The sequence below is a fragment of the Rhizobium sp. CIAT894 genome, from assembly GCF_000172795.2.
GTDB lineage: Bacteria > Pseudomonadota > Alphaproteobacteria > Rhizobiales > Rhizobiaceae > Rhizobium.
Genome location: NZ_CP020947.1, coordinates 2,109,564 through 2,133,819 on the forward strand (window position 1 = coordinate 2,109,564; position 24,256 = coordinate 2,133,819).

Genomic DNA, 24,256 nt, shown 5'->3' on the forward strand with positions numbered 1-24,256 from the left:
CTCTGCATCACGTCTTCCGCTCGGCTCTTGCAAATCATATTCGATTTCGTTAAATCATAATACGACATACGGACGACATAATATGTCTCTCTTATAGTAATCCAGGGAGGAGTTACAATGAAGCATTTTTCCAAGGGCCTGTTCGTCGGCGCCGTTATCGGCGCTCTGACGATCGCAGCGCCTCAGCTCCATGCCGCCACGCCGAAGGATCAGCTGGTGATCGGCACGTCGCTGGCACAGGTCCTGTCCCTCGATCCGCATCAGGCGACGGAGGGAAAAGCGGTCGAGATCATGTCGAATCTCTACGACCGGCTGGTCAACAGCACGCCGGATGGCAAGATCGTGCCGCAACTGGCCGAAAACTGGAAGGTCGATGACAAGGGCATCACCTTCACGCTGCGCCAAGCCAATTTCGCCTCCGGCAATCCGGTGACATCGAAGGACGTCGTCTATTCGATTGGGCGGCTTCTGAAGCTCGACCAGGCCGCCGCCGCCAATCTCAAGCGGGTCGGCTATGACAAGACCAATGTCGATAAGCTCGTGACGGCGGTCGACGACAAGACCGTGCGCATCGATTTTTCCGGTCAGGTGACAGCCGAGATGCTGCTCTACCGGCTCGCGGCCTCGACCACCAGTGTGGTCGACAGTGTCGAAGTGCAGAAGCATGTTGCCGACAACGACTGGGGGAATGCCTGGATGCGCACGCATTCGGCCGGCTCCGGTCCGTTCACCCTCAATCGCTGGTCTCCGAACGAACTCGTCATTCTTGACGCCAACAAGGATTATATGACCGGCGCTCCGAAGATGAAGCGCGTCATCGTCCGCCATGTGCCTGAAAGCCAGGTCGAGCGGCTGATGCTCGAACGTGGCGATATCGATATCGCCAGCGCGCTGACGGCAGCCGATCTCGCGACCTTCAAGGACAAGCAGGGCTTTACCATTCAGCGTATTCCGACAGGCGGGTTTTACGTGCTGTCGATGAATGCCGGCAACCAGTACCTGTCCAACCCGAAGGTCCGTGAGGCCATTGCCTACGGAATCGATTACAAGGGCATCGAGAAGACGATCATGGGTCCTTACGGGCGGGCGAGAAACGTTCCCGTTCCGGAGAATTTCGAATATGCGATCCCGAATCCCGATTGGCATCTCGACGTCGAAAAGTCCAAGCAGCTGTTGGCCGAGGCGGGTTATAAGGATGGCTTCTCGCTGACGCTGAAGACCATCGCCCAGACGCCGCGCATCGATCTTGCCACCGCCATTCAGGCATCGCTTGCCCAGGTCGGCATCAAGATCGACATCCAGCAGGGCAACGGCTCGGAAATCATCGCCGCCCATCGCGCCAGGGATTTCGATCTGCTGATCCCGCAGACCAGCGCCTACATGCCGAACGTGCTCGGCTCGATGGAGCAGTTCTCCTCCAACCCCGACAATTCGAAGGAAGCCAATAATGCCGGCAACTTCGTCTGGCGTTCGGCCTGGGACATTCCCGAACTCACGGCCCTGACGGCGAAGGCTTCCATGGAGCCGGACGCCAAGAAGCGCGGTGAACTCTACGTTCAGATGCAGAAGATGTTCGTCGAACAGAAGCCGGCTGTACTTCCTATGTTCGAGCGCTTCGAGCCGATCGTCCTGTCGAGCAAGGTGGAGGGATATATCGGTCATCCGACCCAGCTGACGCGTCTCGAGAGCGTCACCAAGTCTGAAACCCAGTAATACTCCCGAGGCAGCCGATCATGAAGGAACTCTCTGTAGCCGAATTTGGCCGACGCCTGGCGCATTTGCTGGTCAGCCTGTTCATCCTCCTCTGCGTCACCTTCGTGATCGGCCGCGTCTTGCCCAACGATCCGGTCGGCGCAATCGTCGGCGAGCTTGCCGATCCTGCCGCCTATGCGGCGATGCGGACGCGTCTGGGCCTCGATCTGCCGATCTACCAGCAGTTTTTTCTCTATCTGAACGGGCTGGCCCATGGTGATTTCGGCACGGCCGTACTCACCGGCAATCCCGTCTCTTCCGACCTTGCCCAGGCCTTTCCGGCGACATTCGAACTGGCGACGCTGGCGGTGATCATTTCGACCTTCGTCGGCGTCCCGCTCGGGCTCACCGCCGCCCTGTTTCGCGACAGCTGGATCGACAAGGTCGCGCGCGTGGTGGCACTCGTCGGCCATTCGATCCCGGTCTTCTGGTTCGGCATCGTCGGGCTGGTCATCTTCTATGCCGGCCTCAACTGGGTCGGCGGCCCGGGCCGGATCGATGTCTTCTACGAAGGCCTCGTCACGCCGCGGACCGGCCTGTTGCTGATCGACAGCCTGCTGCAGGGCGAGACCGAAATCTTCTGGAATGCGCTTGGCCATATCATTCTTCCCGCCGTCATCCTTGCCTATGCGGCGATGGCTTACATCACCCGCATGACCCGCAGCTTCACCCTGGAGCAGCTGAGCCAGGATTACGTCATTGCGGCGCGGGCCAAGGGCGTCAGCCCGAGCGGCACAATCTTGCGCCATGTCCTGCCGAACATTGCCGTGCAGCTGATCACCATCCTCGCCATCTCCTATGGCGGGCTTCTCGAAGGCGCCGTCGTGACCGAGATCGTCTTCTCCTGGCCGGGCATCGGCCAGTACATGACGAATGCGCTGATGATCGGCGATATGAACGCCATCGTGGCCGGCACCATCATTGTGGGATTCATTTTCATGCTGTTGAACTTCCTGGCCGACGTAGCCTACGCCATCTTCGATCCGCGGATGCGGGAGGTGGCCCGATGAGTGATGTTGTCCGCAGCGAGCTTCGGATCCGTCCTCCGAGCGTGCCGAGCCGCATGGCGGCGTCGCTTGCGCGCGCCGGCCGCAAACTGGCTGCCGAGCCGCTTGGCCTTGCCGGCTTCGTCATCCTCGGCCTGCTTTGCATCGTCGCGATCTTCGCGCCGCTTCTGGCGCCTTACGATCCGGTCGTGCAGGCGCTCGGCGATGCCCTGCAGCCGCCGAGCCTCGCACATTGGGCCGGCACCGACGAATTCGGCCGCGACATTCTGAGCCGCCTGATCTTCGGCACGCGCATCACCATTCAGACCGTGCTGTCGATCTCGCTGATCGTCGGGCCGATCGGCCTTCTGATCGGTGTGGTTGCCGGCTTCTTCGGCGGTCGCACCGATGCGCTCTTGATGCGCGCCACCGATATCGTCCTGTCCTTCCCGTCGCTGATCCTGGCGCTCGCCTTTGCCGCCGCACTCGGCGCCGGCCTGACCACGGCCATCATCGCCATCTCGCTGACGGCATGGCCGCCGATTGCGAGACTTGCGCGCGCCGAGGCGCTGGTCGTCAGAAATGCCGACTATGTGGTCGCCGCCCGCCTTTACGGCGCCTCGCCGATCCGCATTCTTCTTCTTTATATCGCGCCGATGTGCGTGCCGTCGGTGATCGTTCGCCTGACCCTCAACATGGCCGGCATCATCCTGACGGCGGCCTCGCTCGGCTTTCTCGGCCTCGGCGCTCAGCCGCCGGCACCCGAATGGGGAGCGATGATCTCCAACGGCCGCAAGTTCATGCTCGATTATTGGTGGGTCGCCGTCATGCCGGGTATCGCCATCCTGCTGACCAGCCTTGCCTTCAACATCGCCGGAGATGCTCTGCGCGACATTCTGGATCCCCGCCATGCCAGATCTTGAAATGAAAGATCATGATTTGCAGCCCGTTCTGTCCGTCAAGGGATTGAGCGTCCGCTTCGGGCGAGGGGCCGTGCCCGCCGTCTCCAATGTCAGTTTCGACGTCGGGCGCGAACGTGTCGGCATCGTCGGAGAATCAGGCTCCGGCAAATCGACGACCGGTCGCGCCATCATGCGGCTGCTGCCGCCGGCCGCGGTTGTCACCGCCGAACGTCTGGATCTCGGCGGCGATCCGTTGCTGTCGAAGAGCGAGCGGCAGATGGGCGTGCTTCGCGGCAAGGATATCGCGCTGATCATGCAGGATCCGCGGTATTCGCTGAACCCGGTGCTCTCGATCGGCAAGCAGATCGCCGAAGCCGCACGCCTTCACCTTGGCCTCGGCAAGAGCCAGGCGTTGGACGCGGCCCGGGCCATGCTGGAGCGCGTGCGCATCAGCGATCCCGACCGGGTCATGGCGCTTTATCCTCACCAGATATCGGGCGGCATGGGCCAGCGCGTGATGATCGCCATGATGCTGCTGGCCCGGCCGAAGCTTGTCATTGCCGACGAGCCGACCTCGGCCCTTGACGTCAGCGTCCGCAAGGACGTGCTGCTGCTGCTCGACGAGCTGGTGCGCGAGAACAATTCGGGCCTGCTGTTGATCAGCCACGATATTCGCATGGTCGCTGCCTTCTGCGAGCGCATCATCGTCATGTATGCCGGCCGCATCGTCGAAACGCTGACCGGTCTCGAAGAGGCCCGCCATCCCTATACGCGCGGGCTGATAGCAGCGCTGCCGGACCCGAAGCATCCGGTTCGCCGGCTTGCGGTTCTCGATAGGGCAAAACTCGATCTGGAGACGGCGCAATGATCAATGTCCGCGACCTCGATGTCGTCTTTGCCTCCGGCAAATCACGCAACCATGTCGTCCGGGGCATCAGCTTTCAGGTCAATCGGGGCGAGACGCTCGGCATTGTCGGCGAATCCGGCTGCGGCAAATCGACGGTGCTGCGCTGCCTCGCTGGCATGGAGGCGGGTTGGACCGGGCAGATCGCGCTTGGCGGCAAGCCGATCGGCAAGAAGCGCTCCCGCGAGGAACTGAAATTTGCCCAGATGGTGTTTCAGGATCCTTACGGATCGCTGCATCCGCGCCATCGCATTGGCACCGCGCTCGCCGAGCCGCTGCGCGCCATGGGCCATTCCGAGATCTGGGCGAAGGTCGAAAAGGCCTTAATCCAGGTGGGACTGTCGGCAGGCTTCGCCAATCGCTTCCCCCATGAGCTTTCCGGCGGCCAGAGGCAGCGCGTGGCGATCGCCCGGGCGCTCATTCTGTCGCCGCCGATCCTGCTGCTCGATGAGCCGACATCGGCGCTTGATGTCTCCGTCCAGGCCGAAATCCTCAACCTGCTTGCCGATCAGCGTGAGGAAAAGGGGCTGACCTATCTGCTCGTCAGCCACGACCTCGCGGTCATTGCTCATATGTGCGACCGGGTGCTGATCATGAAGAACGGTTGCTTCGTCGACGAACTCACCAAACAGGATCTGCAGGCCGGCACCACCCATGATGCCTATGCGCGGGAGTTGTTCGAAGCGAGCTTTATCGAGGCCTGATATATCGCGCTGTTGTGCCACTAACGGCTGCGACGCTGCCCCTTTTCAAGAAAAAGCCCGCGCCGGAATGGAGGCGCGGGCCGAATTTTCACATCAAGACAGCCTTAGTGGCTGTTCTTGTGGCTTTGTTGACCAGCCTTTACATGCTGTTCATGGCTGCCGCCGCGGGTTCCGCTGGACTGCGCATCGCGACCGCCTGAAGAGGCGCTACGGTCCTTGGAGTCGTTCTTGTGACTCTGCTGACCGGCCTTGACGTGCTGTTCATGGGTTCCACCTTGGTTTGCCATTCGGTTCTCCTTGGGTTTGAACGAGGCCACGTCGACCTCGATGGGGGAACCTCGCCCCGGCACATGTGTTCCCCATTTTAATATTTCGTGATCTCGGCTCGAAAGAAGGGATGAGGAAGCGGACCGGGCGGGTAGGGAGTTCGCCTGCCGTTTCGTTGGCCATCGGAAGAAAGCGGAAAAATCCCGATGTTCTCCGGCACCGCCGCGTCCGCCTGGCGCGGCCCGCAACCTCGATTCGACAATGCGTCTGGTGGTTGGAAGTTCCCGCAATAATCCGCCCCGCCATGCCGGAAGAGCCGGTTTAGCCCGATCGCTCTTTCCTATTCAACTCATCGCTCTAGCTTAAAAGGTATGGAAAGAAAGGAGAAAACCATGACCAACGCACCGAATACGGCGACCCCGGCGCGAAGAGTGTTGCGGGGCCGCCCCTACAGCATCGGCGAATTCGCCAGGAAATACCGGCTCGATGACAAGGAGGCGAAACGCCTCTATGAAAAGTTCGGCCCGTCTGCCACCGAACTCGACCTGTTGATGGCGGCAAAGCGGCGCCCGCCGGGGCTGCCTACCAGTCTCGATGCCTGACGGCCCGCCATGAAAATCCGAACGGGACGCTGCCTTTGCGGGGCGGTCGCCTATTGCGTGGAGGGCGAGCCGCTTCGCGTCGGCCTTTGCCACTGCGCCGATTGCCGCAAATCGAGCGGCTCGGCCTTCGTTTTCTTCGCGGTCTGGCCGCGGCAGGCTTTTTCCCATAGCGGCGAGATCGCGACCTTCGCCGGCCGCAGCTTCTGTCCTGTCTGCGGCGGCAGGCTTTTCTGCGTCAGGGACGATGAGGCGGAAATCCGTGTCGGCTCGCTCGACAATGCGCCGACCGACCTTACGCCGGACTATGAAGTCTGGATCAAGCGGCGTGAAACCTGGCTGCATCCGCTGCCCGGCGCCGGCCAATATGCCGAGGATGCGGATTGACGGACGCTGAAGCGTGTCGCGATCGAGATCACTTGTGCGCGCCATGCCCAAGCGCACCAAAACTTGACTTTCATTACCAATTTTTCATTTCCCCCATCCGCAATTCCGTGCCAGTTCGGCGGCAACGCTAATGCCCGGTTCATCTGCGCTGTGCTTATTTCGCTGCGGGCCGAGACGGCCGCTGACTGATCGAGGATGACATGAACGATACCGGAACCGGCAAGAAGACCGGGGCGCAGACAAACGGCGCGTCCGACCTCGCAGCCGTCCTTGCCGCTTCGGGCAGGCAGGGCAAGCGCGGCCGCTGGCGCGGACGTCTGCTCATCCTGCTGATCTTCATCGCCGCCGCAGCCGGCGCCGCCTATGTCTATATGGGGCGCGGGCAAAGCGAAGTGAGCTACGCCACCCAGCCGGTCAAGCGCGGCGGCCTGACGGTGCTCGTCACCGCCACCGGCTCGGTGCAGCCGACCGAGCAGGTGGATATATCGAGCGAACTTTCCGGAACGGTCCGCGACGTCAATGTCGACTACAACAGCACTGTCAAGGCGGGCGAGGTGCTGGCTCTCCTCGACACCAACAAGCTCGAGGCGGATGTGAAGAGTTCGCGCGCCAAGCTCAATTCGGCCAAGGCGAATGTCGTCAAGGCCGATGCCGATATGCAATCGGCAGGCACCTCGCTCGAGCGGCTGAAGAGCCTGGTCAAGAGCAACGTCTCCACGCAACAGAGCCTCGACGACGCCACCTACAAATATGATTCGGCCGTCGCCGCCAAACAGATCAACGAAGCCGAGGTGCTTGCCTCGGAGGCCGACCTGCAGCTCGCCGAGGTCAATCTCGCCAAGGCGAAGATCGTCTCGCCGATCGACGGCGTGATCCTCACCCGCGCCGTCAATCCGGGCGCCACCGTCGCAGCCTCGCTTTCGGCGCCGATCCTTTTCACCATCGCCGGCGACCTGAAGAAGATGGAGCTGCAGGTCGATGTCGACGAAGCCGATGTCGGCCAGATCGCCGTCGGCCAGAAGGCGAAGTTTTCAGTCGACGCCTATCCCGACCGGACCTTTCCCGCCGAGATCGAGCAGATCCGCTTCGCTTCCGAAGTGGTCAACAATGTCGTGACCTATAAGGCGGTGCTCTCGGTCGACAACGCCGATCTTTTGCTTCGCCCGGGCATGACGGCAACCGCCGACGTCACGGTCGAGGCCGTCAAGGATACGCTGATGGTGCCGAATGCCGCGCTGCGTTATGCGCCGGCCCAGGCCGAAAGGCGCGGCCGCGGCATTTTCGGCATCTTCGGCCCGCCGCGCCAGCGCGGCGGCAATGCCGGCTCGGCGTTGACGGGCGCCGAGCGGCGCGTCTGGGTGCTGCGCAATGGCCGCCCGGCGCCCGTCGTCATCCAGGTCGGTTCGTCCGACGGCCAGTTTACCCAGGTCGTCTCCGGCGACATTAAGGAAAACGACGCACTGGTGACCGACGCCACGACGCGCGCAAACTAGGCGGAGAGACGGATGGCAACCCCGCCGCTCATCGAATTCAGGCAGGTCTCGAAAATCTACGGCGAGGGCGAGGCGGCGATCCGCGCGCTCGACCGCGTCGATCTGGCGATCAACGCCCATGAATTCGTCGCCATCATGGGTCCGTCAGGCTCCGGCAAGTCGACGGCGATGAATATCCTCGGCTGTCTGGATGTGCCGACGGCAGGCGACTACATCTTCCAGGGCATCCCGACCAGCGGCTTCGACCGCAGCCAGCTGACGCTGTTGCGCCGCCACATGCTCGGCTTCGTCTTTCAGGGTTTCAACCTTTTGTCGCGCACTTCGGCGGTCGAAAATGTCGAACTGCCGCTGATCTATCGCGGCATGGCGGTGCGCGAGCGGCGCGAACGGGCGCGCGAAGCCCTGGCGCTGGTCGGCCTCTCCGGTCGCGAACATCACAAGACGCAGGAACTGTCCGGCGGCCAGCAGCAGCGTGTCGCCATCGCCCGCGCCATCGTCACCGAGCCGGCGCTGCTTTTGGCTGACGAGCCCACCGGCAATCTGGACACGAAGACCAGCGTCGAGATCATGGATCTGATGACGCGGCTCAACCGCGAGCAGGGCATTACCATCGTCATGGTGACGCACGAACCCGATATTGCCGCCTATGCGCAGCGGCTGTTGCGTTTCGTCGACGGCAAGCTGGAGACCGAGGTCGAGCATCGCAGGAGGGCGGATCATGTTCTTTGAGACGCTGAAGCTCGCCTTGCGTGCCATCAGCCGCAACATGCTGCGTTCCTTCCTGACCGTGCTCGGCGTCGTCATCGGCGTTGCCGCCGTCATCGCCCTCGTAACGATCGGCAACGGCACCACCGCTCAGGTCTCGACCGAGCTGTCGCGGCTCGGCACCAATATGCTGTTCGTCCGCCCCGGCCAGTTCGGCCCCGGCCGGGCGAGCTCCGAGGCCAAACGCTTCAGCATCAAGGATGTCGCCGCCATCCGCGACCAGATCGGCGGCTTGAGGGCCGTGGCACCGCTCAATCAATCCACAGCGACCGTGATATCGGGTGGCCAGAACCATTCGACCAGCGTCTCCGGCACCACCAACGACTATTTCATCGCGCAGGACTGGAACCTGGCGCTCGGCCGCACGTTCACCCCGGCCGAGGAACGCGGCCAGTCCCGCTGCATCATCGGCGAGACGGTGCGCTCGCAGCTTTTCGGCGCCGCCGATCCCACCGGCCAGCAGATCCGCGTCGGCAAGGTCTCATGCCCTGTCATCGGCGTGCTTGCCAAGCGCGGCCAGTCCGGCATGGGCACCGATCAGGACGATGTCGTCATCATGCCGGTCAAGGTGTTTCAGCGGCGCATCAGCGGCAGCAGCAACGTGCCGCAGATCATCATTTCCGCCCGCGACGGCGTCTCCACCGCCAAGGTGCAGGCCGACGTCGAAAATCTTTTGCGCGAGCGCCGCAAGATCATCCCCGGCCGGCAGGACGATTTCAACGTCAACGACATGACGCAGATCGCCGAGGCGATGACCGGCACGACGACGCTGCTCACCGGCCTGCTCGGCGCGGTTGCCGCCATCAGCCTGCTCGTCGGCGGCATCGGCATCATGAACATCATGCTGGTCTCCGTCACCGAAAGGACCCGCGAAATCGGCATCCGCCTGGCGATCGGCGCGCTTGAGAACCAGGTGCTCACCCAGTTCCTGGTCGAAGCGGTGGCGCTCTCGCTCTTCGGCGGCATCACCGGCATCATCCTCGGCCTCAGCCTCGGCTTCGGCGCGGTGACCCTGATGAAGGTCCCCTTCGTCTTAAGCCCCCTGATGGTCGCCGTCGCCTTCCTCTTCTCCGCCGCAATCGGCATGATCTTCGGCTATTTCCCGGCAAGACGGGCGGCACAGCTGAACCCGATCGAGGCGCTGCGGCATGAGTGACGCCTGATCGCGAGGGGTGATCGAGGGCAGGGGGCCGTTTGGCGAGCGCCGTGCTCGGCGAGTTTGGGAGGGACCTCAACCCCGTTTTCCGTCCTCCTTGGCCTTGCCGAGGGCCCAAACCGCATCCACCAGCGGTAGTGGCATGGACCCTCGGCTCAAGGCCGAGGAGGGCGGAGGGTGGGGCGGCGAAATGAGTTCTTTCGCGGCGTAGACGCCTGAGTCCCCGAAACTCACGTCGCTGTTATCTATTTGTCTCTATTTTGATATTTCAATGCCGACTTGTCTTCGGCTTTTCGCCGTGCGACAAGGTGATATATCAGATCGGCAGCGGATTTTCAGCATGCAGACCTCACAGAGCCATCTTGCCTATCTTGCGCTGGAACACCTGATCGTCACACTGGCGGTGAAGCCCGGAGCACTCGTCACCGAAAAGCAGCTGATCGATATGGCCGGCCATGGGCGGACGCCGGTGCGCGAGGCCATTCAGAAGCTCGCCTGGCAGGGGCTGATCTTGGTAAAGCCGCGCGTCGGGCTGCAGATTGCCGAGATCGCGCCGGAGGATCATGGCAATGTCATGCAGGTGCGCCGTGAACTGGAGCCGATCGCGGCAAGCCTCGTTGCCGAGCATGCCACGGACGAGCAGCGCGGGCGCCTCGGCGACTGCGCCCGGGCGATGGACAAATGCGCCGCCACGGGCGATCTCGCCGGCTTCTTTGCCGCCGACAAGGCCTTCGACGAAATCCTCGAAGAGGCCTGCCCGAATGGTTTTATCACCGCGGCGCTCGGCCCGGTGCAGACGCATTCGCGTCGCCTCTGGTACTCCACCGCAAACCCGGAGCGAATGGATCGCGCCATCGCATTGCATGTCGCTGTCATCCAGGCCATCCACCGAGGCAGGCCGGATGGGGCGCGCGCCGCCATGGCGGTGCTGATCGACTATCTCGCCCAGACATAAAAACGGCCCCGTTTCCGGAGCCGTTGTCAGGTCTGATTGTCGGAAAAACCTCAGCCGACGAAAGCGCGCTCGATGACGAATTCGGCGGGTTTACTGTTGGCGCCTTCGTTGAGGCCGGCCTTTTCGAGCAGTTCCTTGGTGTCCTTCAGCATGGCCGAGGAGCCGCAGATCATGCCGCGGTCGATCGCCGGGTCGAGCGGCGGTACGCCGAGATCGGTAAACAGCTTGCCCGACGAGATCAGGTCGGTGATGCGGCCGCGATATTCGAAATCCTCGCGCGTGACGGTCGCATAATGGCGCAGCTTGTCGCCGACCACTTCCTTCAGCAGCTCGTCATTCTGGATCTCGTTGACGAGGTCGAAGCCGTATTGCAGCTCGGCGACATCGCGGGTGGTATGGGTGAGGATGACTTCCTCGAACTTCTCATAGGTCTCGGGATCGCGGATCAGGCTGGCGAAAGGCGCAACGCCCGTTCCCGTCGAGAACATGTAGAGACGACGGCCTGGTGTCAGCGCATCGAGCACCAGCGTGCCGGTCGGCTTTTTGCGCATCAGCACCTGATCGCCCGGCTTGATCGCCTGCAGATGCGAGGTCAGCGGGCCATCCGGCACCTTGATCGAGAAGAATTCGAGCTCTTCAGCCCAGGCGGGGCTGGCGATCGAATAGGCGCGGAACACCGGCTTGCCTTCGACCATCAGGCCGATCATCGCGAATTCGCCGGAACGGAAACGGAAGCCCTGCGGCCGGGTCATCGTGAAGCGGAAGAGCCGGTCGGTGTAATGTGTGACATCAATCACCGTCTCGGCATAGACGCCGGCAGGGATGGACGAGGCGAAGTCTTCGGTCTTTGCAGGCGCGTTCATTTCGGTAGCGGATCCCGTATTCGTCGGATGAGCTGTCGGATTGTGAGCGAGATATTACAAATCCGGCCGGAATTAAAGGCATTCCATTCCACGCGACGGTTCAGAAGGGAAATATGCATGCCATTGTCAGGATTCAATGGGGAGCAGGGGGCAGGCGGGGAATGTCGTATTTCCCGCTGGCGAAGCCCGGCAAAGGATGCATATTAGAGCGGCGCGCCTGACCTGGAGACCGGTTTTCGGCAAAAACGGTGCGACAACAAAGACCTACGGCGTCGGGACCCGATTCAGGATCAGTGTCCGGCGCTATGTGGCGAATAACGATGCTTGCCGGGGCGAGCGCGATAGGGCGGTCGGGGGAATATGAAGATTTTCAACTACAAGCGCGTTCCTTACGCGGAGATGCGCGCCTTCTCAGTCCATATCCTTACGGCCTCCGGCTCCTTCCTTGCCTTTCTCGGTGTCGTTGCCGCCGCCGAGCACCGCTTTATCGACATGTTCTGGTGGCTGGGCCTTGCCCTTCTGGTCGACGGCATAGACGGGCCGATCGCCCGCAAGGTGCGCGTCAAGGAAGTGCTGCCGAACTGGTCGGGCGATACGCTCGACAATATCATCGATTACGTCACCTATGTGCTCTTGCCGGCCTTCGCGCTCTATCAGAGCGGCATGATCGGCGAGCCCTGGTCCTTCGCAGCCGCCGGCATGATCGTCGTTTCCAGCGCCATCTATTATGCCGATATGGGCATGAAGACGGACGAGTATTTTTTCTCCGGCTTCCCGGTCGTCTGGAACATGATCGTCTTCACCCTGTTCGTCATCGATGCCAGCGCCACGACCGCGCTTGCCGTCGTCATCGTCTCGGTGGTGCTGACCTTCCTGCCGATCAATTTTCTGCACCCGGTCCGGGTCAAGAGGCTGCGCCCGCTCAATCTCGGCGTCTTCTTGCTGTGGTCGGCGCTCGGCATTCTTTCGCTGCTGATGCATTTCGACACGCCCGAATGGGCGCTCATTCTCTTTATCGTGACCGGGATCTATCTTTACGTCATCGGCGCGGTGCTGCAATTTTTCCCCGCTCTTGGACGCCAAGCTTAGGATAGGCAGATGACCAAAACGCAGGCGGTTTCATTTTCGAGGACGGGCGGGCCGGAGGTTTTCGACCATGTCGAGGTCGATCTTCCCCCGCCGGCGGCCGGTGAGGTGCAGATCAGGCAGACGGCGGTCGGCCTCAACTTCATCGACGTCTATTTCCGCAACGGCACCTACAAGGCGCCGCATCTGCCCTTCGTCACCGGCAAGGAGGGCGCCGGCACCGTGACGGCCGTCGGCCCCGCTGTCACGGATTTCAAGCTCGGCGATCGTGTCGCCTATGCCAGCGCCGACGGCGCTTACAGCACTGAGCGCAATATCGAGGTCCGGCATCTCGTGCATGTGCCTGACGGCATAGAGCTCGAAACGGCAGCGGCGATGATGCTGAAGGGCATGACGGCGGAATATCTGCTCAATCGCACCTTCAAGGTAGGTCCTGAGACCGTGCTGCTGTTCCATGCTGCCGCCGGCGGCGTCGGGCTGATTGCCGGCCAATGGGCAAAGGCGCTCGGCGCCACCGTCATCGGCACGGCGGGCTCTGAGGAAAAGGTCGAACTGGCGCTCGCCCATGGCTATGACCATGTGATCAATTACAAGACCGATGATTTCGTTCAGCGGGTCCGCGAGATAACGAGCGGCAAGGGCGTCGATGTCGTCTATGATTCGATCGGTCGCGATACTTTTCCACAGTCGCTCGATTGCCTGAAGCCGCGCGGCCTGTTTGCCTCTTTCGGCCAATCCTCAGGGCCGATCGAGAATTTCACCCTCGCGGCGCTGGCCCAGAAGGGGTCGCTGTTTGCGACACGGCCGACGCTCTTCACCTATATCGCCGCGCGCCAGGAACTGATCGACAGCGCCAAAGCGCTATTTGATATTGTGCAAAGCAACAAAGTGCGTATCAATATCAATCAAACCTATCCGTTACGTGAGGTTGGGCAGGCTCACGCGGATCTGGAAACAAGAAAAACAACAGGAACGACGCTGCTGATTCCATGAGATCCGAACGGACCGGTTGGCAGAAGAAATGAGGGGAACGTGTCGCCATTGAATGTGCCGGATTCCGGTGCGTTATTATCCGTCCAGAAGCTGACGAAGTTTTTCGGTGGCTTTGCCGCCTGCAATGAAATCGATCTGGATATTGCGCCGGGCGAAATTCACGCGCTTCTCGGCGAAAACGGTGCAGGCAAATCCACACTGGTGAAAATGCTGTTCGGCGTTCTGGAGCCGACCAACGGACATATCCTCTGGCAGGGCCAGCCGGTTGCGATCACCTCGCCGGGGGAAGCGCGCAAGCACGGCATCGGCATGGTCTTCCAGCATTTTTCGCTGTTCGAGGCGCTGACGGTTGCCGAAAACATCGCATTGTCGCTCGATGACGCAATCCCGATCGACAGGATCGCCGAAGAGGCGAGGGCGCTGTCGCAAGCCTACGGCCTGCCGCTCGATCCGCATGCCCATGTCGCCGATCTCTCGGTCGGCGAGCGCCAGCGCATCGAAATCGTCCGTGCGCTGCTGCAGAACCCGAAGCTGATCATCCTCGACGAGCCGACCTCGGTGCTGACGCCGCAGGAGGCCGACAGGCTGTTCGAAACGCTGTTCAAGCTGCGCGCCGAAGGGCGTTCGGTCCTCTATATCAGTCACCGCCTGGAAGAGGTGCAGCGCATCTGCGATCGCGCCACGGTGCTGCGCCACGGCCGCGTCACCGGCGCCTGCGATCCGAAACAGGAAACGCCGGCCTCACTCGCCCGTATGATGGTTGGCAGCGAGGTGGCGGCCGTCACACATCCCGAGCGCAGCGACAAGGGCGAGGTGCAGCTTGCCGTCGCCAATCTCTCCGTCGCCGCCCGCACTCCTTTCGCCATGCCGCTGCGCGATGTCTCGATGACGGTGCGCTCCGGCGAGATCCTCGCCATCGCCGGCGTTGCCGGCAACGGCCAGAGCGAACTTTTCGATGCTTTGTCCGGCGAATATCCCGTTGCTTCGGCCGAGGCGATCGTCATCCGCAAGAAGCCTGTAGGCACCGAGGGCATCACCGCCCGCCGTCTGCTCGGCGCCGGTTTCGTGCCGGAGGAACGGCACGGCCATGCCGCCGTCTCCGCCATGAAACTGTCCGACAATCTGGTGCTGGCCCGCAGCCAGTCCGACCGCAAGGCCTTTCTCGGCCTGCTCGGCATCATCCGCCAGGGTGCTGTGAAATCCGCGGCGCGGCGCATTTCCGAAGCGATGGATGTCCGCAAGAGCGGCGATGATCCGGCCGCCGGCTCGCTTTCCGGCGGCAATCTGCAAAAATTCATCGTCGGCCGCGAGCTGGACCGCCAGCCGGCGGTGCTCGTCGTCAACCAGCCGACCTGGGGTGTGGATGCCGGGGCTGCAAGCCGCATTCGCCAAGCCCTCGTCGATCTTGCCAGAAACGGTTCGGCCGTCGTCGTCATCAGCCAGGATCTCGACGAGATCTTCGAAGTGGCGACCGATATTGCCGTGATCTCCGAAGGCCGTCTTTCCCGCCCGTTCCCATCAGGCGAACTGACACGGGAGAAGATCGGCCTGCTGATGGGCGGCCTGCATGAGAGCAGCTCTGCCCCGGAGGCGCCTCATGCTCATTAAAGAGGCGCCTCATGCGCATTGAACTCGAAAAACGTCCCGACGTCTCGAAGCTCTACGCTTTCGTCTCGCCGCTCCTGGCCCTCGTCCTGACGCTCGCCTTCGGCGCCATCATGTTTGCCATGCTCGGCAAGGACCCGGTCGAGGCGCTCGATGCATTCTTCGTCGAGCCGCTGCTCGAGGTCTGGTCACTGCACGAACTGGCGATCAAGGCGGCACCCCTGATCCTGATCGCCGTCGGTCTGGCCGTCTGTTATCGTTCGAACAACTGGAATATCGGCGCCGAAGGCCAGTTCACCATCGGCGCCATCACCGGCTCCTATATCCCGATCGTCTTCTACGACTGGCATTCGCCGCTGGTGCTGCCGCTGATGCTGCTTCTCGGGGCGCTCGGCGGTGCGCTGTTCGCCGCCATTCCGGCGCTGCTCAAGGCGCATTTCAACACCAATGAAATCCTGACATCGCTGATGCTGGTCTATATCGCCCAGCTCTTCCTCGACTGGTTGATTCGCGGCGCCTGGCGAGACCCGAAAGGCTTCAACTTTCCGGTCTCGCGCGATTTCGCACCGGAAGCGGTGCTGCCGGCGATCTGGGAAGAGTCGGGCCGCGCCCATTGGGCCTTCATCTTCGCCATTGCCGCGGCGATCGGCGTCTGGTTCATGCTGCGTTACACGCTGAAAGGCTTCGAGATCGTCGTGCTCGGCCAGTCGGAGCGGGCAGGGCGCTTTGCCGGCTTCTCGTCGAAGAAGATGATCTGGTTCAGCTTTCTCTTTTCGGGCGCGCTTGCCGGTCTTGCCGGGATATCGGAGGTCTCCGGCTCGATCGGCCACCTGCAGCCGGCGATCTCGCCGGGCTATGGCTTCACCGCCATCATCGTCGCCTTTCTCGGCCGCCTCAATCCGCTCGGCATCATCGCATCGGGCCTGGTGCTGGCGCTCACCTATCTCGGCGGTGAGGCGGCACAGCTGTCGCTCGGCGTTTCCGACAAGGTCACCCGCGTCTTCCAGGGCCTGCTGCTCTTCTTCGTGCTCTCCTGCGATACGCTGATCTATTACAAAATCCGCATCGTGTGGTCGCGGCTGAGAGGTGGGGCCGCATGAGCATCTTCGAAGCCATTCTGCTGACTGTCATCACCGCCTCGACGCCACTCGTCATCGCCGCCCTCGGCGAACTCGTGACCGAGCGCTCCGGCGTTCTGAACCTTGGTGTCGAAGGCATGATGATCATGGGCGCGGTCGCCGCCTTTGCCGGCGCGCAGATGTCGGGTTCGCCCTATGTCGGCATCGTCTGCGGCATTGCCTCAGGCGCGCTTTTCTCGCTGCTGTTTGCCTTCCTGACCTTGACGCTGGTGGCGAACCAGGTGGCGACGGGACTGGCGCTCACCCTTCTCGGCCTCGGTGTGTCGGGCATGCTCGGCGAAGCCTATGTCAGCGTTCCCGGCATCCGGCTGGAAGAGATCGTCATTCCCTTGCTGTCGGACATTCCCGTGATCGGCCACGTGCTCTTCAGGCAGGATCTGATCTTCTACCTGTCGATTGCGCTTGTCGTCGGCGTCAGCTGGTTCCTGTTCCGCAGCCGGAGCGGGCTGAAGCTGAGAGCGATCGGCGACAATCACGGCTCGGCCCATGCGCTCGGCATTAACGTCATCCGCACGCGCTACCTGGCGGTGATGTTCGGCGGCGCCTGCGCCGGTCTTGCCGGGGCGCAGCTTTCGCTCGTCTACACGCCGCAATGGGCAGAGAACATGTCGGCCGGCCGCGGCTGGATCACGCTGGCGCTTGTCGTTTTCGCCTCCTGGCGGCCCTGGCGGGTCTTTGCCGGCGGTTATCTCTTCGGCGCAGTCACCATCCTGCAGCTGCACGCGCAGGCCTTCGGCCTCGGCATTCCCGCGCAGTTCCTTTCGATGCTGCCCTATGCCGCGACTATTGTGGTTCTCATCATCATTTCTCATAATCGGCGTACGACGTTGATCAACACGCCCGCGTCGCTCGGAAAAGCCTTCGTACCGGAGCGATGAAGCAACAACAAAGACGGGTTTCCCAACTTCAAACCAACAGGGGTTACTATGAAGAAGTTAGCACTTACACTCGCCGCCTCGGCTGCCGCCGTGATCGGCATCTCGTCTGCCGCACAGGCCGCTGACAAGACGAAGGTCTGCTTCGTCTATGTCGGTTCGCACACCGATGGCGGTTATTCGCAGGCCCACGATCTCGGCCGCCAGCAGGTCCAGGCCGAATTCGGCGACAAGATCGAAACGCCTTACCTCGAAAACGTGCCGGAAGGCCCGGATGCCGAGCGCGCCATCGAACGCCTTGCCCGCTCCGGTTGCAAGTTGATCTTCACCACATCCTTCGGCTTCATGGATGCGACCGTCAAGGTCGCCGCCAAATTCCCGAAGGTCAAGTTCGAGCACGGCACCGGCTATAAGGCCGGCCCCAATCTCGCCACCTACAATTCGCGCTTCTATGAAGGCCGCTACATCCTCGGCCAGATCGCTGCGAAGACTTCGAAGAATCATGGTGCCGCCTACATCGCCTCCTTCCCGATTCCGGAAGTTGTGATGGGCATCAACTCCTTCGAGCAGGGCGCCAAGTCGATCGATCCGAGCTTCAAGCTGAAGGTCATCTGGGTCAACACCTGGTTCGACCCGGGCAAGGAAGCCGATGCCGCCAAGGCCATGGTCGACCAGGGCGTCGACGTCTTGACCCAGCACACCGACACGACAGCGCCGATGCAGGTTGCCGAAGAACGCGGCATCCATGCCTTCGGTCAAGCATCCGACATGATCGCGGCCGGCCCGAAGGCGCAGCTGACGGCGATCGTCGACACCTGGGGCAACTACTACTCCAAGCGCGTGCACGCGCTTCTCGACGGCACCTGGAAGTCCGAGCAGAGCTGGGACGGCCTGAAGGACGGCATCCTGAAGATGGCGCCCTATACCAACATGCCTGACGACGTGAAGAAAATGGCCGAGGAAACCGAAGCCAAGATCAAGTCTGGCGAGCTGCATCCCTTCACCGGCCCGATCAACAAGCAGGACGGCACGCCCTGGCTGAAGGCCGGCGAGAAGGCCGATGACGGCACGCTGCTCGGCATGAATTTCTATGTCGAAGGCGTCGACGACAAGCTGCCGGCGCAATAAGTCGTCTTCAATTCGCGAGTGCGAAGGGCGCCCCTTGTGGGCGCTCTTTTTTTGCTGCGGTGCATCCGAAGATTCTGATTTACAAAAGTAATACTATATGATTTTTTGACCCTGCGCCGCGAGATGCGGCTTGGGAGGAAATCATGAAATTGAAGACTGCACTTATGAGTGCCACGATCCTTGCTGCCTGCATGTTCGGTTCGGCTTCGGCCGCCGGGCTGACCGTCGGCTTCTCGCAGATCGGCTCGGAATCGGGCTGGCGTGCGGCTGAAACGACCGTCACCAAGGAACAGGCCAAGAAGCGCGGCATCGATCTGAAATTTGCCGATGCACAGCAGAAGCAGGAAAACCAGATCAAGGCTTTGCGCTCCTTCATTGCTCAGGGCGTCGACGCCATTCTCATTGCACCGGTCGTCGAAACCGGCTGGGACGACGTTCTCAAGGAAGCCAAGGAAGCCAAGATTCCGGTCATCCTTCTCGACCGCACCATCAAGGCTCCGGACGATCTCTACCTGACCGCTGTTACCTCCGACCTCGTCCATGAAGGCAAGGTCGCCGGTGATTTCCTGGTCAAGACTGTCGGCGACAAGAAGTGCAACGTCGTCGAACTGCAGGGCACCACTGGTTCGTCGCCGGCCATCGCCCGCAAGAAGGGCTTCGAAGAGGCTCTTGCCGGTCACGACAACCTCAAGATCGTTCGCAGCCAGACCGGTGACTTCACCCGCACCAAGGGCAAGGAAGTCATGGAAAGCTTCCTGAAGGCCGAGAACGGCGGCAAGGATATCTGCGCGCTCTACGCCCACAACGACGACATGGCCGTCGGCGCCATCCAGGCGATCAAGGAAGCCGGCCTGAAGCCCGGCAAGGATATCCTCGTCGTCTCCATCGACGCCGTTCCCGATATCTTCAAGGCTATGTCCGAAGGCGAATCCAACGCCACGGTCGAGCTGACGCCGAATATGGCAGGTCCGGCCTTCGATGCGCTCGATGCCTACCTGAAGGACAAGAAGGCTCCGCCGAAGTGGATCCAGACCGAATCCAAGCTCTACACGCCTGCCGACGAGCCGATGAAGGTCTACGAAGAGAAGAAGGGTCAGGGTTACTGATCTGATTTGACGCTTCTGCCTAATTCCACAATCGCAATCGAGAAGGGAATTGGGCAGAATCAAAGCGCTGCAGCGTCCCGTGCTGAAATGACACGGCGGCGCTGTAGAACCGCACCGGCCCGTCATGGACCGGTGCGGAACTGCCTTGCCGCCTTGGGACGTCATGTCCGGCCGCGGCGCGGCTTTTGCTGTCAATATCAGGAAAACAGACCCCTATGACTCACGATTTCGAGAACGTTCTCGCGGCTTCCGGAATATCGAAATTCTTTCCCGGCGCAGTGGCGTTGGACAAGGTCGATTTCACGCTGCGTAAGGGCGAGGTGCATGCGCTGCTTGGTGAGAATGGCGCCGGCAAGTCGACGCTGATCAAATGCATCACCGGCGCCTATCATCGTGACGAGGGCAGCCTGACGCTCGACGGTCATGAAATCAATCCGGCCAATACGCTCGCCGCCCAGAATCTCGGCATCGGCACCGTCTACCAGGAGGTCAACCTGCTGGCCAATCTGAGCGTTGCCGAAAACCTCTTTCTCGGACGCCAGCCAAGGCGTTTCGGCATGACCGATGTCCGCGCGATGAACCGCAAGGCGCGCGAATTGCTCACCGGCTACGGCATCGATATCGACGTCACCGCCGAGCTTGGCCGCTTCTCCGTTGCCGTCCAGCAGGTGGTTGCCATCGCCCGCGCCGTGGATCTCTCCGGCAAGGTGCTGATATTGGACGAGCCGACGGCAAGCCTCGACAATCAGGAAGTGGCGCTGCTCTTCCGTATCATCGAGGACCTGAAGAAGCGCGGCCTGGGCATCGTCTTCATCACCCATTTCCTCGAGCAGGTCTATGCGATCAGCGACCGCATCACCGTGCTGCGCAACGGAAAACTCGTCGGCACCCGCGACGCCGCCGAGCTGCCGCGCCAGGGCTTGATCGCCATGATGCTCGGCCGCGAACTGGCGCATGCCGAGGAGACGGCGAAGGAGAGGAGTGTCGCCGCCGGCGACGTCCGTTACCGCTTCGCAGGCTACGGCAAGCGCGGCAAGATCCAGCCGTTCGACCTCGATGTGCGCGCCGGCGAGGTGGTCGGCGTTGCCGGGCTGCTCGGCTCCGGCCGCACCGAAACCGCCGAGCTGCTCTTCGGCATCGAACATGCCGACAGCGGCAGCGTCACGATCGACGGCCAGCCGGTGACCCTTTCCAGCCCACGCGCTGCCATCGAAAAAGGCTTCGGCTTCTGCCCCGAGGATCGCAAGACCGACGGCATCGTCGGCGACCTGTCGATCAGGGAGAACATCGCGCTTGCGCTGCAGGCCCGCCGCGGCTGGACGCGGCCGCTGTCGCGCGCAGAGCAGAATGCGCTTGCCGACCGTTACATCGAGGCGCTCGATATCCGCACCACCGACCGCGAGAAGCCGATCCGGCTGCTTTCCGGCGGCAACCAGCAGAAGGCGATCCTCGCCCGCTGGCTGGCGACCAATCCGAAGTTTCTCATCCTCGACGAGCCGACCCGCGGTATCGATGTCGGCGCCCATGCCGAGATCATCCGGCTGATCGAGCAGCTCTGCGGCGAAGGCATGTCGCTGATCGTGATTTCCTCGGAACTTGAAGAGCTTGTCGCCTATAGTTCACGTGTCATCGTGCTTCGCGACAGACAGCATATCGCCGAACTCACGGGCGAACGGATCACGGCCGCCGGCATCGTCGATGCCATCGCCGCGGCCGAGCATAAGATGGAGGAGGCATGAGGTCCTCGCTGAACGCGCTGGCTTATCGCCTGGCGCCGCAATTGATTGCGCTTGTTGTCATTCTTTTGTTGAATTTCATCACGTCACCGCAGTTTTTTAATGTCGTGGTTCAAAACGACCGCCTCTATGGCAGCCTGATTGACGTGCTGAACCGCGGCGCGCCGGTGGCGTTGCTGGCGATCGGCATGACGCTGGTCATCGCCACCAAGGGCATCGATCTGTCCGTCGGCGCTGTTATCGCCATCTGCGGTGCCGTTGCCGCATCGTCGATTGTCTCAGGAAATTCAGTGGCCTACACCATTATCCTGACGTTGGTGATCGGCATTGCCTGTGGCGTCTGGAACGGTTTCCTGGTGGCTGTCCTCAATATCCAGCCGATCATCGCCACGCTGGTGCTGATGGTCGCCGGTCGCGGCATCGCCCAACTCATCACCGAAGGCGCCATTTTGACCTTCAACGATGACGGGCTGACCTTCTTCGGCAGTGGCTCCATGGCCCTCCTGCCGATGCCTGTCGTCATCTGGCTTCTCGTCGGCCTGCTCGTCATCCTGCTCGTCCGCCGGACTGCGCTCGGCATGCTGATCGAGGCCGTCGGCATCAATCGCCGTGCCAGCACGCTTTCGGGCATTCAAACGCCGGTGCTGCTGATGGCGGTCTATATGCTGAGCGGGCTCTGCGCCTCGATCGCCGGTATCATCGTCGCCGCCGACATCAAGGGCGCCGATGCCAACAATGCCGGCCTGTGGCTCGAACTCGACGCCATCCTCGCCGTCGTCGTCGGCGGCAATTCACTGCTCGGCGGCCGCTTCAGCATTCTTGGATCGCTGATCGGAGCGATGATCATCCAGGCGGTGAATACCGGCATCCTGTCTTCCGGCTTCCCGCCGGAGTTCAACCTGATCATCAAGGCCATCATCATTATCGTCATCCTCGTCATCCAGTCGCCGGCGGTGCAGTCGCTCGCCATCTTCGCCAGCCGCCGGCCGGGCGGAAGGGAGCAGCCGAAATGAATTCCAAATACCTGCCGCTGCTTGCGACCATCGTCATCTTCGTGCTCGCCTATGCCGGCTGCACGCTGCAATATCCGAACATGCTGTCGACACGCGTGATCGGCAATCTTCTGACCGACAACGCCTTTCTCGGCATTGCCGCCGTCGGCATGACCTTCGTGATCATCTCCGGCGGCATCGATCTGTCGATCGGATCGGTCATCGCCTTCACCGGCGTCTTCCTTGCAGTGATCTTGCAGAAGACCTCGATCCACCCGCTGCTCGCCTTTGCGATCGTGCTTGTGATCACCACCGCTTTCGGCGCCATCATGGGCGCCATCATCCACTATCTCGAAATGCCGGCCTTCATCGTCACGCTTGCCGGCATGTTCCTGGCGCGCGGCATGGCCTTCGTGCTCTCGATCGACAGCATTCCGATCGACCACGAATATTATTCGACGCTGACGAGCCTCTATTGGCGGCTGCCCGGCGGTGGGCGGCTGACGCTGATCGGCGCCATCATGCTTCTGGTCTTTGCCGCCGGCATTTTCATCGCCCAGCGCACCCGCTTCGGCACCAATGTCTATGCGCTCGGCGGCGGCCCGCAGACGGCGCGGCTGATGGGCGTGCCTGTGGGACGCACGACAATTCAGATCTATGCGCTGTCGGGCTTTCTGGCAGGCCTATCCGGGATCGTTTTTTCGCTGTACACCTCTGCCGGATATTCTCTTGCAGCAGTCGGCGTCGAACTCGATGCCATCGCGGCGGTTGTCATTGGGGGGACGCTGCTGACCGGAGGAGCGGGATTCGTGGCGGGAACCTTGATCGGTATCCTGATCCAGGGGCTCATTCAGACCTACATCACCTTCGACGGCACGCTGTCGAGCTGGTGGACCAAGATCCTGATTGGGCTTCTGCTGTTTGCATTCATCCTGATGCAGAAAGCCATCCTGTTCGTTTCCAGTCTGAACAAGAGGTACGCCTGAAGGGGAGAGGGATCGCTTGCGCAACACATTGGAAGAGACACGTAAGACGGGGCGCAGAACCCGGACGAGCCACGCGCAGGTGGTCGACGAACTTGGCAAGGCTATCGTCGCCGGCACCTATCCCGTCGGCTCGATCCTGCCTGGCGATACCGAACTGGCGCAGCGCTTCAAGGTGTCCCGCACCGTCTTGCGCGAGACGATGAAGACGCTCGCCGCCAAGGGCATGGTCGTCGCCAAGGCGCGGGTCGGCACGCGTGTGACCGGGAAGAACCTCTGGAACATGTTCGACAGCGAGATCATCGCCTGGCACTTCGACAATGGCGTGACGGAAGAATTCTTGCTGCAGCTCTACGATATCCGTCTCGCCGTCGAACCCTTCGCCGCCGGTCTCGTCGCCGAACGGGCGAATGCCGAGGATATCGAGACGCTGCGCGCATTGGCGCTCGATATGGCGGCGAGCGGCCATACTGCCGACAGCCTGGCGCTTGCCGACCTTCGCTTTCACCTGGCGATCGCCGAAGCCTCGCACAATCCCTTCATGCGCACCTTGGGCAGCCTGATTGAGGCGGCCCTCGTCGGCATGTTCCGCATGAGCACGCCGCCCACCGAAAACGGCTTCGCCAATATCGCCGACACCCATATGCGCATCGTCGATGCGATCGTTTCCGGTGACAGCCTTGCTGCGCGCCGCGCCATGGAGCTTGTCATCCTGGACGGCCGCCACCATGTGCACGAGGCCTTCGCCGCCGTCGGTTCGCAGACCGTCATCGTGTCGATTTCGACCGAAATTTAACACCCGTAAAGGCTTTGCTGATCTGAGGCTATCGCGCGGCTTTTCAGGCGCGCAAAGCACGCTGCAAGACTTTCAATCCACCCA

General features: G+C 61.8%; 24 protein-coding genes. 22 read left to right on the forward strand and 2 right to left on the reverse strand.

Going from position 1 to position 24,256, the window contains the following annotated elements; genetic code table 11:
• Positions 1-117: 117 nt before the first annotated feature.
• From RHEC894_RS10510 to RHEC894_RS10530, 5 genes are read left to right on the forward strand one after another with little or no spacing between them, the layout of a single operon-like run.
• A complete protein-coding gene (locus RHEC894_RS10510) occupies positions 118-1,713 on the forward strand; it encodes an ABC transporter substrate-binding protein (RefSeq protein ID WP_085737213.1) in 1,596 nt (531 codons plus the stop codon).
• Positions 1,714-1,733: 20 nt separating this feature from the next.
• A complete protein-coding gene (locus RHEC894_RS10515; RefSeq protein ID WP_085737214.1) occupies positions 1,734-2,762 on the forward strand; it encodes an ABC transporter permease in 1,029 nt (342 codons plus the stop codon).
• Entirely contained in the window at positions 2,759-3,661 is a 903-nt protein-coding gene (locus tag RHEC894_RS10520; protein WP_085737215.1) for an ABC transporter permease, read from the forward strand. The genes RHEC894_RS10515 and RHEC894_RS10520 overlap by 4 nt, the downstream gene beginning before the upstream one ends.
• Position 3,662: 1 nt before the next feature.
• Entirely contained in the window at positions 3,663-4,508 is an 846-nt protein-coding gene (locus RHEC894_RS10525) for an ABC transporter ATP-binding protein (protein WP_085738934.1), read from the forward strand.
• The gene (locus tag RHEC894_RS10530; RefSeq protein WP_010068810.1) at positions 4,505-5,248 is read left to right on the forward strand and encodes an ABC transporter ATP-binding protein; all 744 of its coding nucleotides are present in this window, start codon (positions 4,505-4,507) and stop codon (positions 5,246-5,248) included. Before RHEC894_RS10525 ends, RHEC894_RS10530 begins: the two co-directional genes overlap by 4 nt.
• 104 nt (positions 5,249-5,352) lie before the next feature.
• On the opposite strand, the gene RHEC894_RS10535 is transcribed toward RHEC894_RS10530, so the two are convergent.
• Positions 5,353-5,535: a hypothetical protein gene (locus RHEC894_RS10535; protein ID WP_085737216.1), complete on the reverse strand. Its 183-nt coding sequence runs from the start codon at positions 5,533-5,535 to the stop codon at positions 5,353-5,355.
• Between the two features lie 372 nt (positions 5,536-5,907).
• Between RHEC894_RS10535 and RHEC894_RS10540 the strand changes: the two genes are divergently transcribed.
• From RHEC894_RS10540 to RHEC894_RS10565, 6 genes are all read left to right on the forward strand, one after another.
• Positions 5,908-6,117, forward strand: a complete 210-nt coding sequence (locus tag RHEC894_RS10540) for a hypothetical protein (protein WP_085737217.1) — start codon at positions 5,908-5,910, stop codon at positions 6,115-6,117.
• A gap of 9 nt (positions 6,118-6,126) precedes the next feature.
• Positions 6,127-6,501 (forward strand): GFA family protein, encoded by a 375-nt coding sequence (locus tag RHEC894_RS10545; protein ID WP_010068808.1) that lies wholly within the window; start codon positions 6,127-6,129, stop codon positions 6,499-6,501.
• Between the two features lie 200 nt (positions 6,502-6,701).
• Positions 6,702-7,994 (forward strand): efflux RND transporter periplasmic adaptor subunit, encoded by a 1,293-nt coding sequence (locus RHEC894_RS10550; RefSeq protein WP_085737218.1) that lies wholly within the window; start codon positions 6,702-6,704, stop codon positions 7,992-7,994.
• A 12-nt stretch (positions 7,995-8,006) separates the two neighbouring features.
• Positions 8,007-8,723 carry an ABC transporter ATP-binding protein gene (locus RHEC894_RS10555; RefSeq protein WP_010065033.1) on the forward strand — a complete coding sequence of 239 codons (717 nt, stop codon included), beginning with the start codon at positions 8,007-8,009 and terminating at the stop codon, positions 8,721-8,723.
• On the forward strand, positions 8,713-9,915 hold the full coding sequence (locus RHEC894_RS10560) for an ABC transporter permease (protein WP_085737219.1): 1,203 nt from the start codon (positions 8,713-8,715) through the stop codon (positions 9,913-9,915). Before RHEC894_RS10555 ends, RHEC894_RS10560 begins: the two co-directional genes overlap by 11 nt.
• Positions 9,916-10,255: 340 nt before the next feature.
• On the forward strand, positions 10,256-10,870 hold the full coding sequence (locus tag RHEC894_RS10565; RefSeq protein ID WP_085737220.1) for a GntR family transcriptional regulator: 615 nt from the start codon (positions 10,256-10,258) through the stop codon (positions 10,868-10,870).
• A 50-nt stretch (positions 10,871-10,920) separates the two neighbouring features.
• Here the strand turns inward: RHEC894_RS10565 and RHEC894_RS10570 are convergent, their stop codons facing one another.
• Positions 10,921-11,733: a ferredoxin--NADP reductase gene (locus RHEC894_RS10570; protein ID WP_085737221.1), complete on the reverse strand. Its 813-nt coding sequence runs from the start codon at positions 11,731-11,733 to the stop codon at positions 10,921-10,923.
• 360 nt (positions 11,734-12,093) lie between these two features.
• Between RHEC894_RS10570 and pcsA the strand changes: the two genes are divergently transcribed.
• The 11 genes from pcsA to RHEC894_RS10630 all read left to right on the forward strand — a co-directional run bounded on the left by pcsA (position 12,094) and on the right by RHEC894_RS10630 (position 24,172).
• Positions 12,094-12,822: a phosphatidylcholine synthase gene (gene pcsA, locus RHEC894_RS10580; protein ID WP_085737223.1), complete on the forward strand. Its 729-nt coding sequence runs from the start codon at positions 12,094-12,096 to the stop codon at positions 12,820-12,822.
• Positions 12,823-12,831: 9 nt separating this feature from the next.
• Positions 12,832-13,812, forward strand: coding sequence for a quinone oxidoreductase (locus RHEC894_RS10585; RefSeq protein WP_085737224.1), 981 nt, complete (start codon positions 12,832-12,834; stop codon positions 13,810-13,812).
• Positions 13,813-13,851: 39 nt separating this feature from the next.
• On the forward strand, positions 13,852-15,420 hold the full coding sequence (locus tag RHEC894_RS10590; protein ID WP_085737225.1) for an ABC transporter ATP-binding protein: 1,569 nt from the start codon (positions 13,852-13,854) through the stop codon (positions 15,418-15,420).
• A gap of 11 nt (positions 15,421-15,431) precedes the next feature.
• The gene (locus RHEC894_RS10595) at positions 15,432-16,517 is read left to right on the forward strand and encodes an ABC transporter permease (RefSeq protein WP_085737226.1); all 1,086 of its coding nucleotides are present in this window, start codon (positions 15,432-15,434) and stop codon (positions 16,515-16,517) included.
• Positions 16,514-17,434, forward strand: coding sequence for an ABC transporter permease (locus RHEC894_RS10600; protein ID WP_085737227.1), 921 nt, complete (start codon positions 16,514-16,516; stop codon positions 17,432-17,434). Before RHEC894_RS10595 ends, RHEC894_RS10600 begins: the two co-directional genes overlap by 4 nt.
• Before the next feature lie 48 nt (positions 17,435-17,482).
• Complete coding sequence (locus RHEC894_RS10605; protein ID WP_085737228.1) at positions 17,483-18,559, forward strand: BMP family ABC transporter substrate-binding protein; 1,077 nt, start codon at positions 17,483-17,485, stop codon at positions 18,557-18,559.
• 143 nt (positions 18,560-18,702) lie between these two features.
• Complete coding sequence (ytfQ, locus tag RHEC894_RS10610) at positions 18,703-19,665, forward strand: galactofuranose ABC transporter, galactofuranose-binding protein YtfQ (protein WP_085737229.1); 963 nt, start codon at positions 18,703-18,705, stop codon at positions 19,663-19,665.
• Positions 19,666-19,880: 215 nt separating this feature from the next.
• A complete protein-coding gene (gene ytfR, locus RHEC894_RS10615; RefSeq protein ID WP_085737230.1) occupies positions 19,881-21,404 on the forward strand; it encodes a galactofuranose ABC transporter, ATP-binding protein YtfR in 1,524 nt (507 codons plus the stop codon).
• Entirely contained in the window at positions 21,401-22,414 is a 1,014-nt protein-coding gene (locus RHEC894_RS10620; protein ID WP_085737231.1) for an ABC transporter permease, read from the forward strand. Before ytfR ends, RHEC894_RS10620 begins: the two co-directional genes overlap by 4 nt.
• Positions 22,411-23,379 carry a galactofuranose ABC transporter, permease protein YjfF gene (gene yjfF, locus RHEC894_RS10625; protein WP_085737232.1) on the forward strand — a complete coding sequence of 323 codons (969 nt, stop codon included), beginning with the start codon at positions 22,411-22,413 and terminating at the stop codon, positions 23,377-23,379. Before RHEC894_RS10620 ends, yjfF begins: the two co-directional genes overlap by 4 nt.
• A 16-nt stretch (positions 23,380-23,395) precedes the next feature.
• Entirely contained in the window at positions 23,396-24,172 is a 777-nt protein-coding gene (locus tag RHEC894_RS10630) for a FadR/GntR family transcriptional regulator (RefSeq protein WP_085737233.1), read from the forward strand.
• Positions 24,173-24,256 lie beyond the last annotated feature (84 nt).

Bases quoted from the DNA above. Each gene is read 5' to 3' on its own strand.
- RHEC894_RS10555 (WP_010065033.1), top strand. From the start codon at position 8,007: ATGGCAACCCCGCCGCTCATCGAATTCAGGCAGGTCTCGAAAATCTAC.
- RHEC894_RS10510 (WP_085737213.1), top strand. From the start codon at position 118: ATGAAGCATTTTTCCAAGGGCCTGTTCGTCGGCGCCGTTATCGGCGCT.
- RHEC894_RS10535 (WP_085737216.1), bottom strand. From the start codon at position 5,535: ATGGCAAACCAAGGTGGAACCCATGAACAGCACGTCAAGGCCGGTCAG.
- RHEC894_RS10605 (WP_085737228.1), top strand. From the start codon at position 17,483: ATGAAGAAGTTAGCACTTACACTCGCCGCCTCGGCTGCCGCCGTGATC.
- RHEC894_RS10515 (WP_085737214.1), top strand. From the start codon at position 1,734: ATGAAGGAACTCTCTGTAGCCGAATTTGGCCGACGCCTGGCGCATTTG.
- RHEC894_RS10600 (WP_085737227.1), top strand. From the start codon at position 16,514: ATGAGCATCTTCGAAGCCATTCTGCTGACTGTCATCACCGCCTCGACG.
- ytfQ (WP_085737229.1), top strand. From the start codon at position 18,703: ATGAAATTGAAGACTGCACTTATGAGTGCCACGATCCTTGCTGCCTGC.
- RHEC894_RS10540 (WP_085737217.1), top strand. From the start codon at position 5,908: ATGACCAACGCACCGAATACGGCGACCCCGGCGCGAAGAGTGTTGCGG.
- RHEC894_RS10595 (WP_085737226.1), top strand. From the start codon at position 15,432: ATGCGCATTGAACTCGAAAAACGTCCCGACGTCTCGAAGCTCTACGCT.
- RHEC894_RS10545 (WP_010068808.1), top strand. From the start codon at position 6,127: ATGAAAATCCGAACGGGACGCTGCCTTTGCGGGGCGGTCGCCTATTGC.
- RHEC894_RS10560 (WP_085737219.1), top strand. From the start codon at position 8,713: ATGTTCTTTGAGACGCTGAAGCTCGCCTTGCGTGCCATCAGCCGCAAC.
- pcsA (WP_085737223.1), top strand. From the start codon at position 12,094: ATGAAGATTTTCAACTACAAGCGCGTTCCTTACGCGGAGATGCGCGCC.
- RHEC894_RS10565 (WP_085737220.1), top strand. From the start codon at position 10,256: ATGCAGACCTCACAGAGCCATCTTGCCTATCTTGCGCTGGAACACCTG.
- RHEC894_RS10570 (WP_085737221.1), bottom strand. From the start codon at position 11,733: ATGAACGCGCCTGCAAAGACCGAAGACTTCGCCTCGTCCATCCCTGCC.
- RHEC894_RS10620 (WP_085737231.1), top strand. From the start codon at position 21,401: ATGAGGTCCTCGCTGAACGCGCTGGCTTATCGCCTGGCGCCGCAATTG.
- RHEC894_RS10520 (WP_085737215.1), top strand. From the start codon at position 2,759: ATGAGTGATGTTGTCCGCAGCGAGCTTCGGATCCGTCCTCCGAGCGTG.
- RHEC894_RS10525 (WP_085738934.1), top strand. From the start codon at position 3,663: ATGAAAGATCATGATTTGCAGCCCGTTCTGTCCGTCAAGGGATTGAGC.
- RHEC894_RS10585 (WP_085737224.1), top strand. From the start codon at position 12,832: ATGACCAAAACGCAGGCGGTTTCATTTTCGAGGACGGGCGGGCCGGAG.
- yjfF (WP_085737232.1), top strand. From the start codon at position 22,411: ATGAATTCCAAATACCTGCCGCTGCTTGCGACCATCGTCATCTTCGTG.
- ytfR (WP_085737230.1), top strand. From the start codon at position 19,881: ATGACTCACGATTTCGAGAACGTTCTCGCGGCTTCCGGAATATCGAAA.
- RHEC894_RS10550 (WP_085737218.1), top strand. From the start codon at position 6,702: ATGAACGATACCGGAACCGGCAAGAAGACCGGGGCGCAGACAAACGGC.
- RHEC894_RS10530 (WP_010068810.1), top strand. From the start codon at position 4,505: ATGATCAATGTCCGCGACCTCGATGTCGTCTTTGCCTCCGGCAAATCA.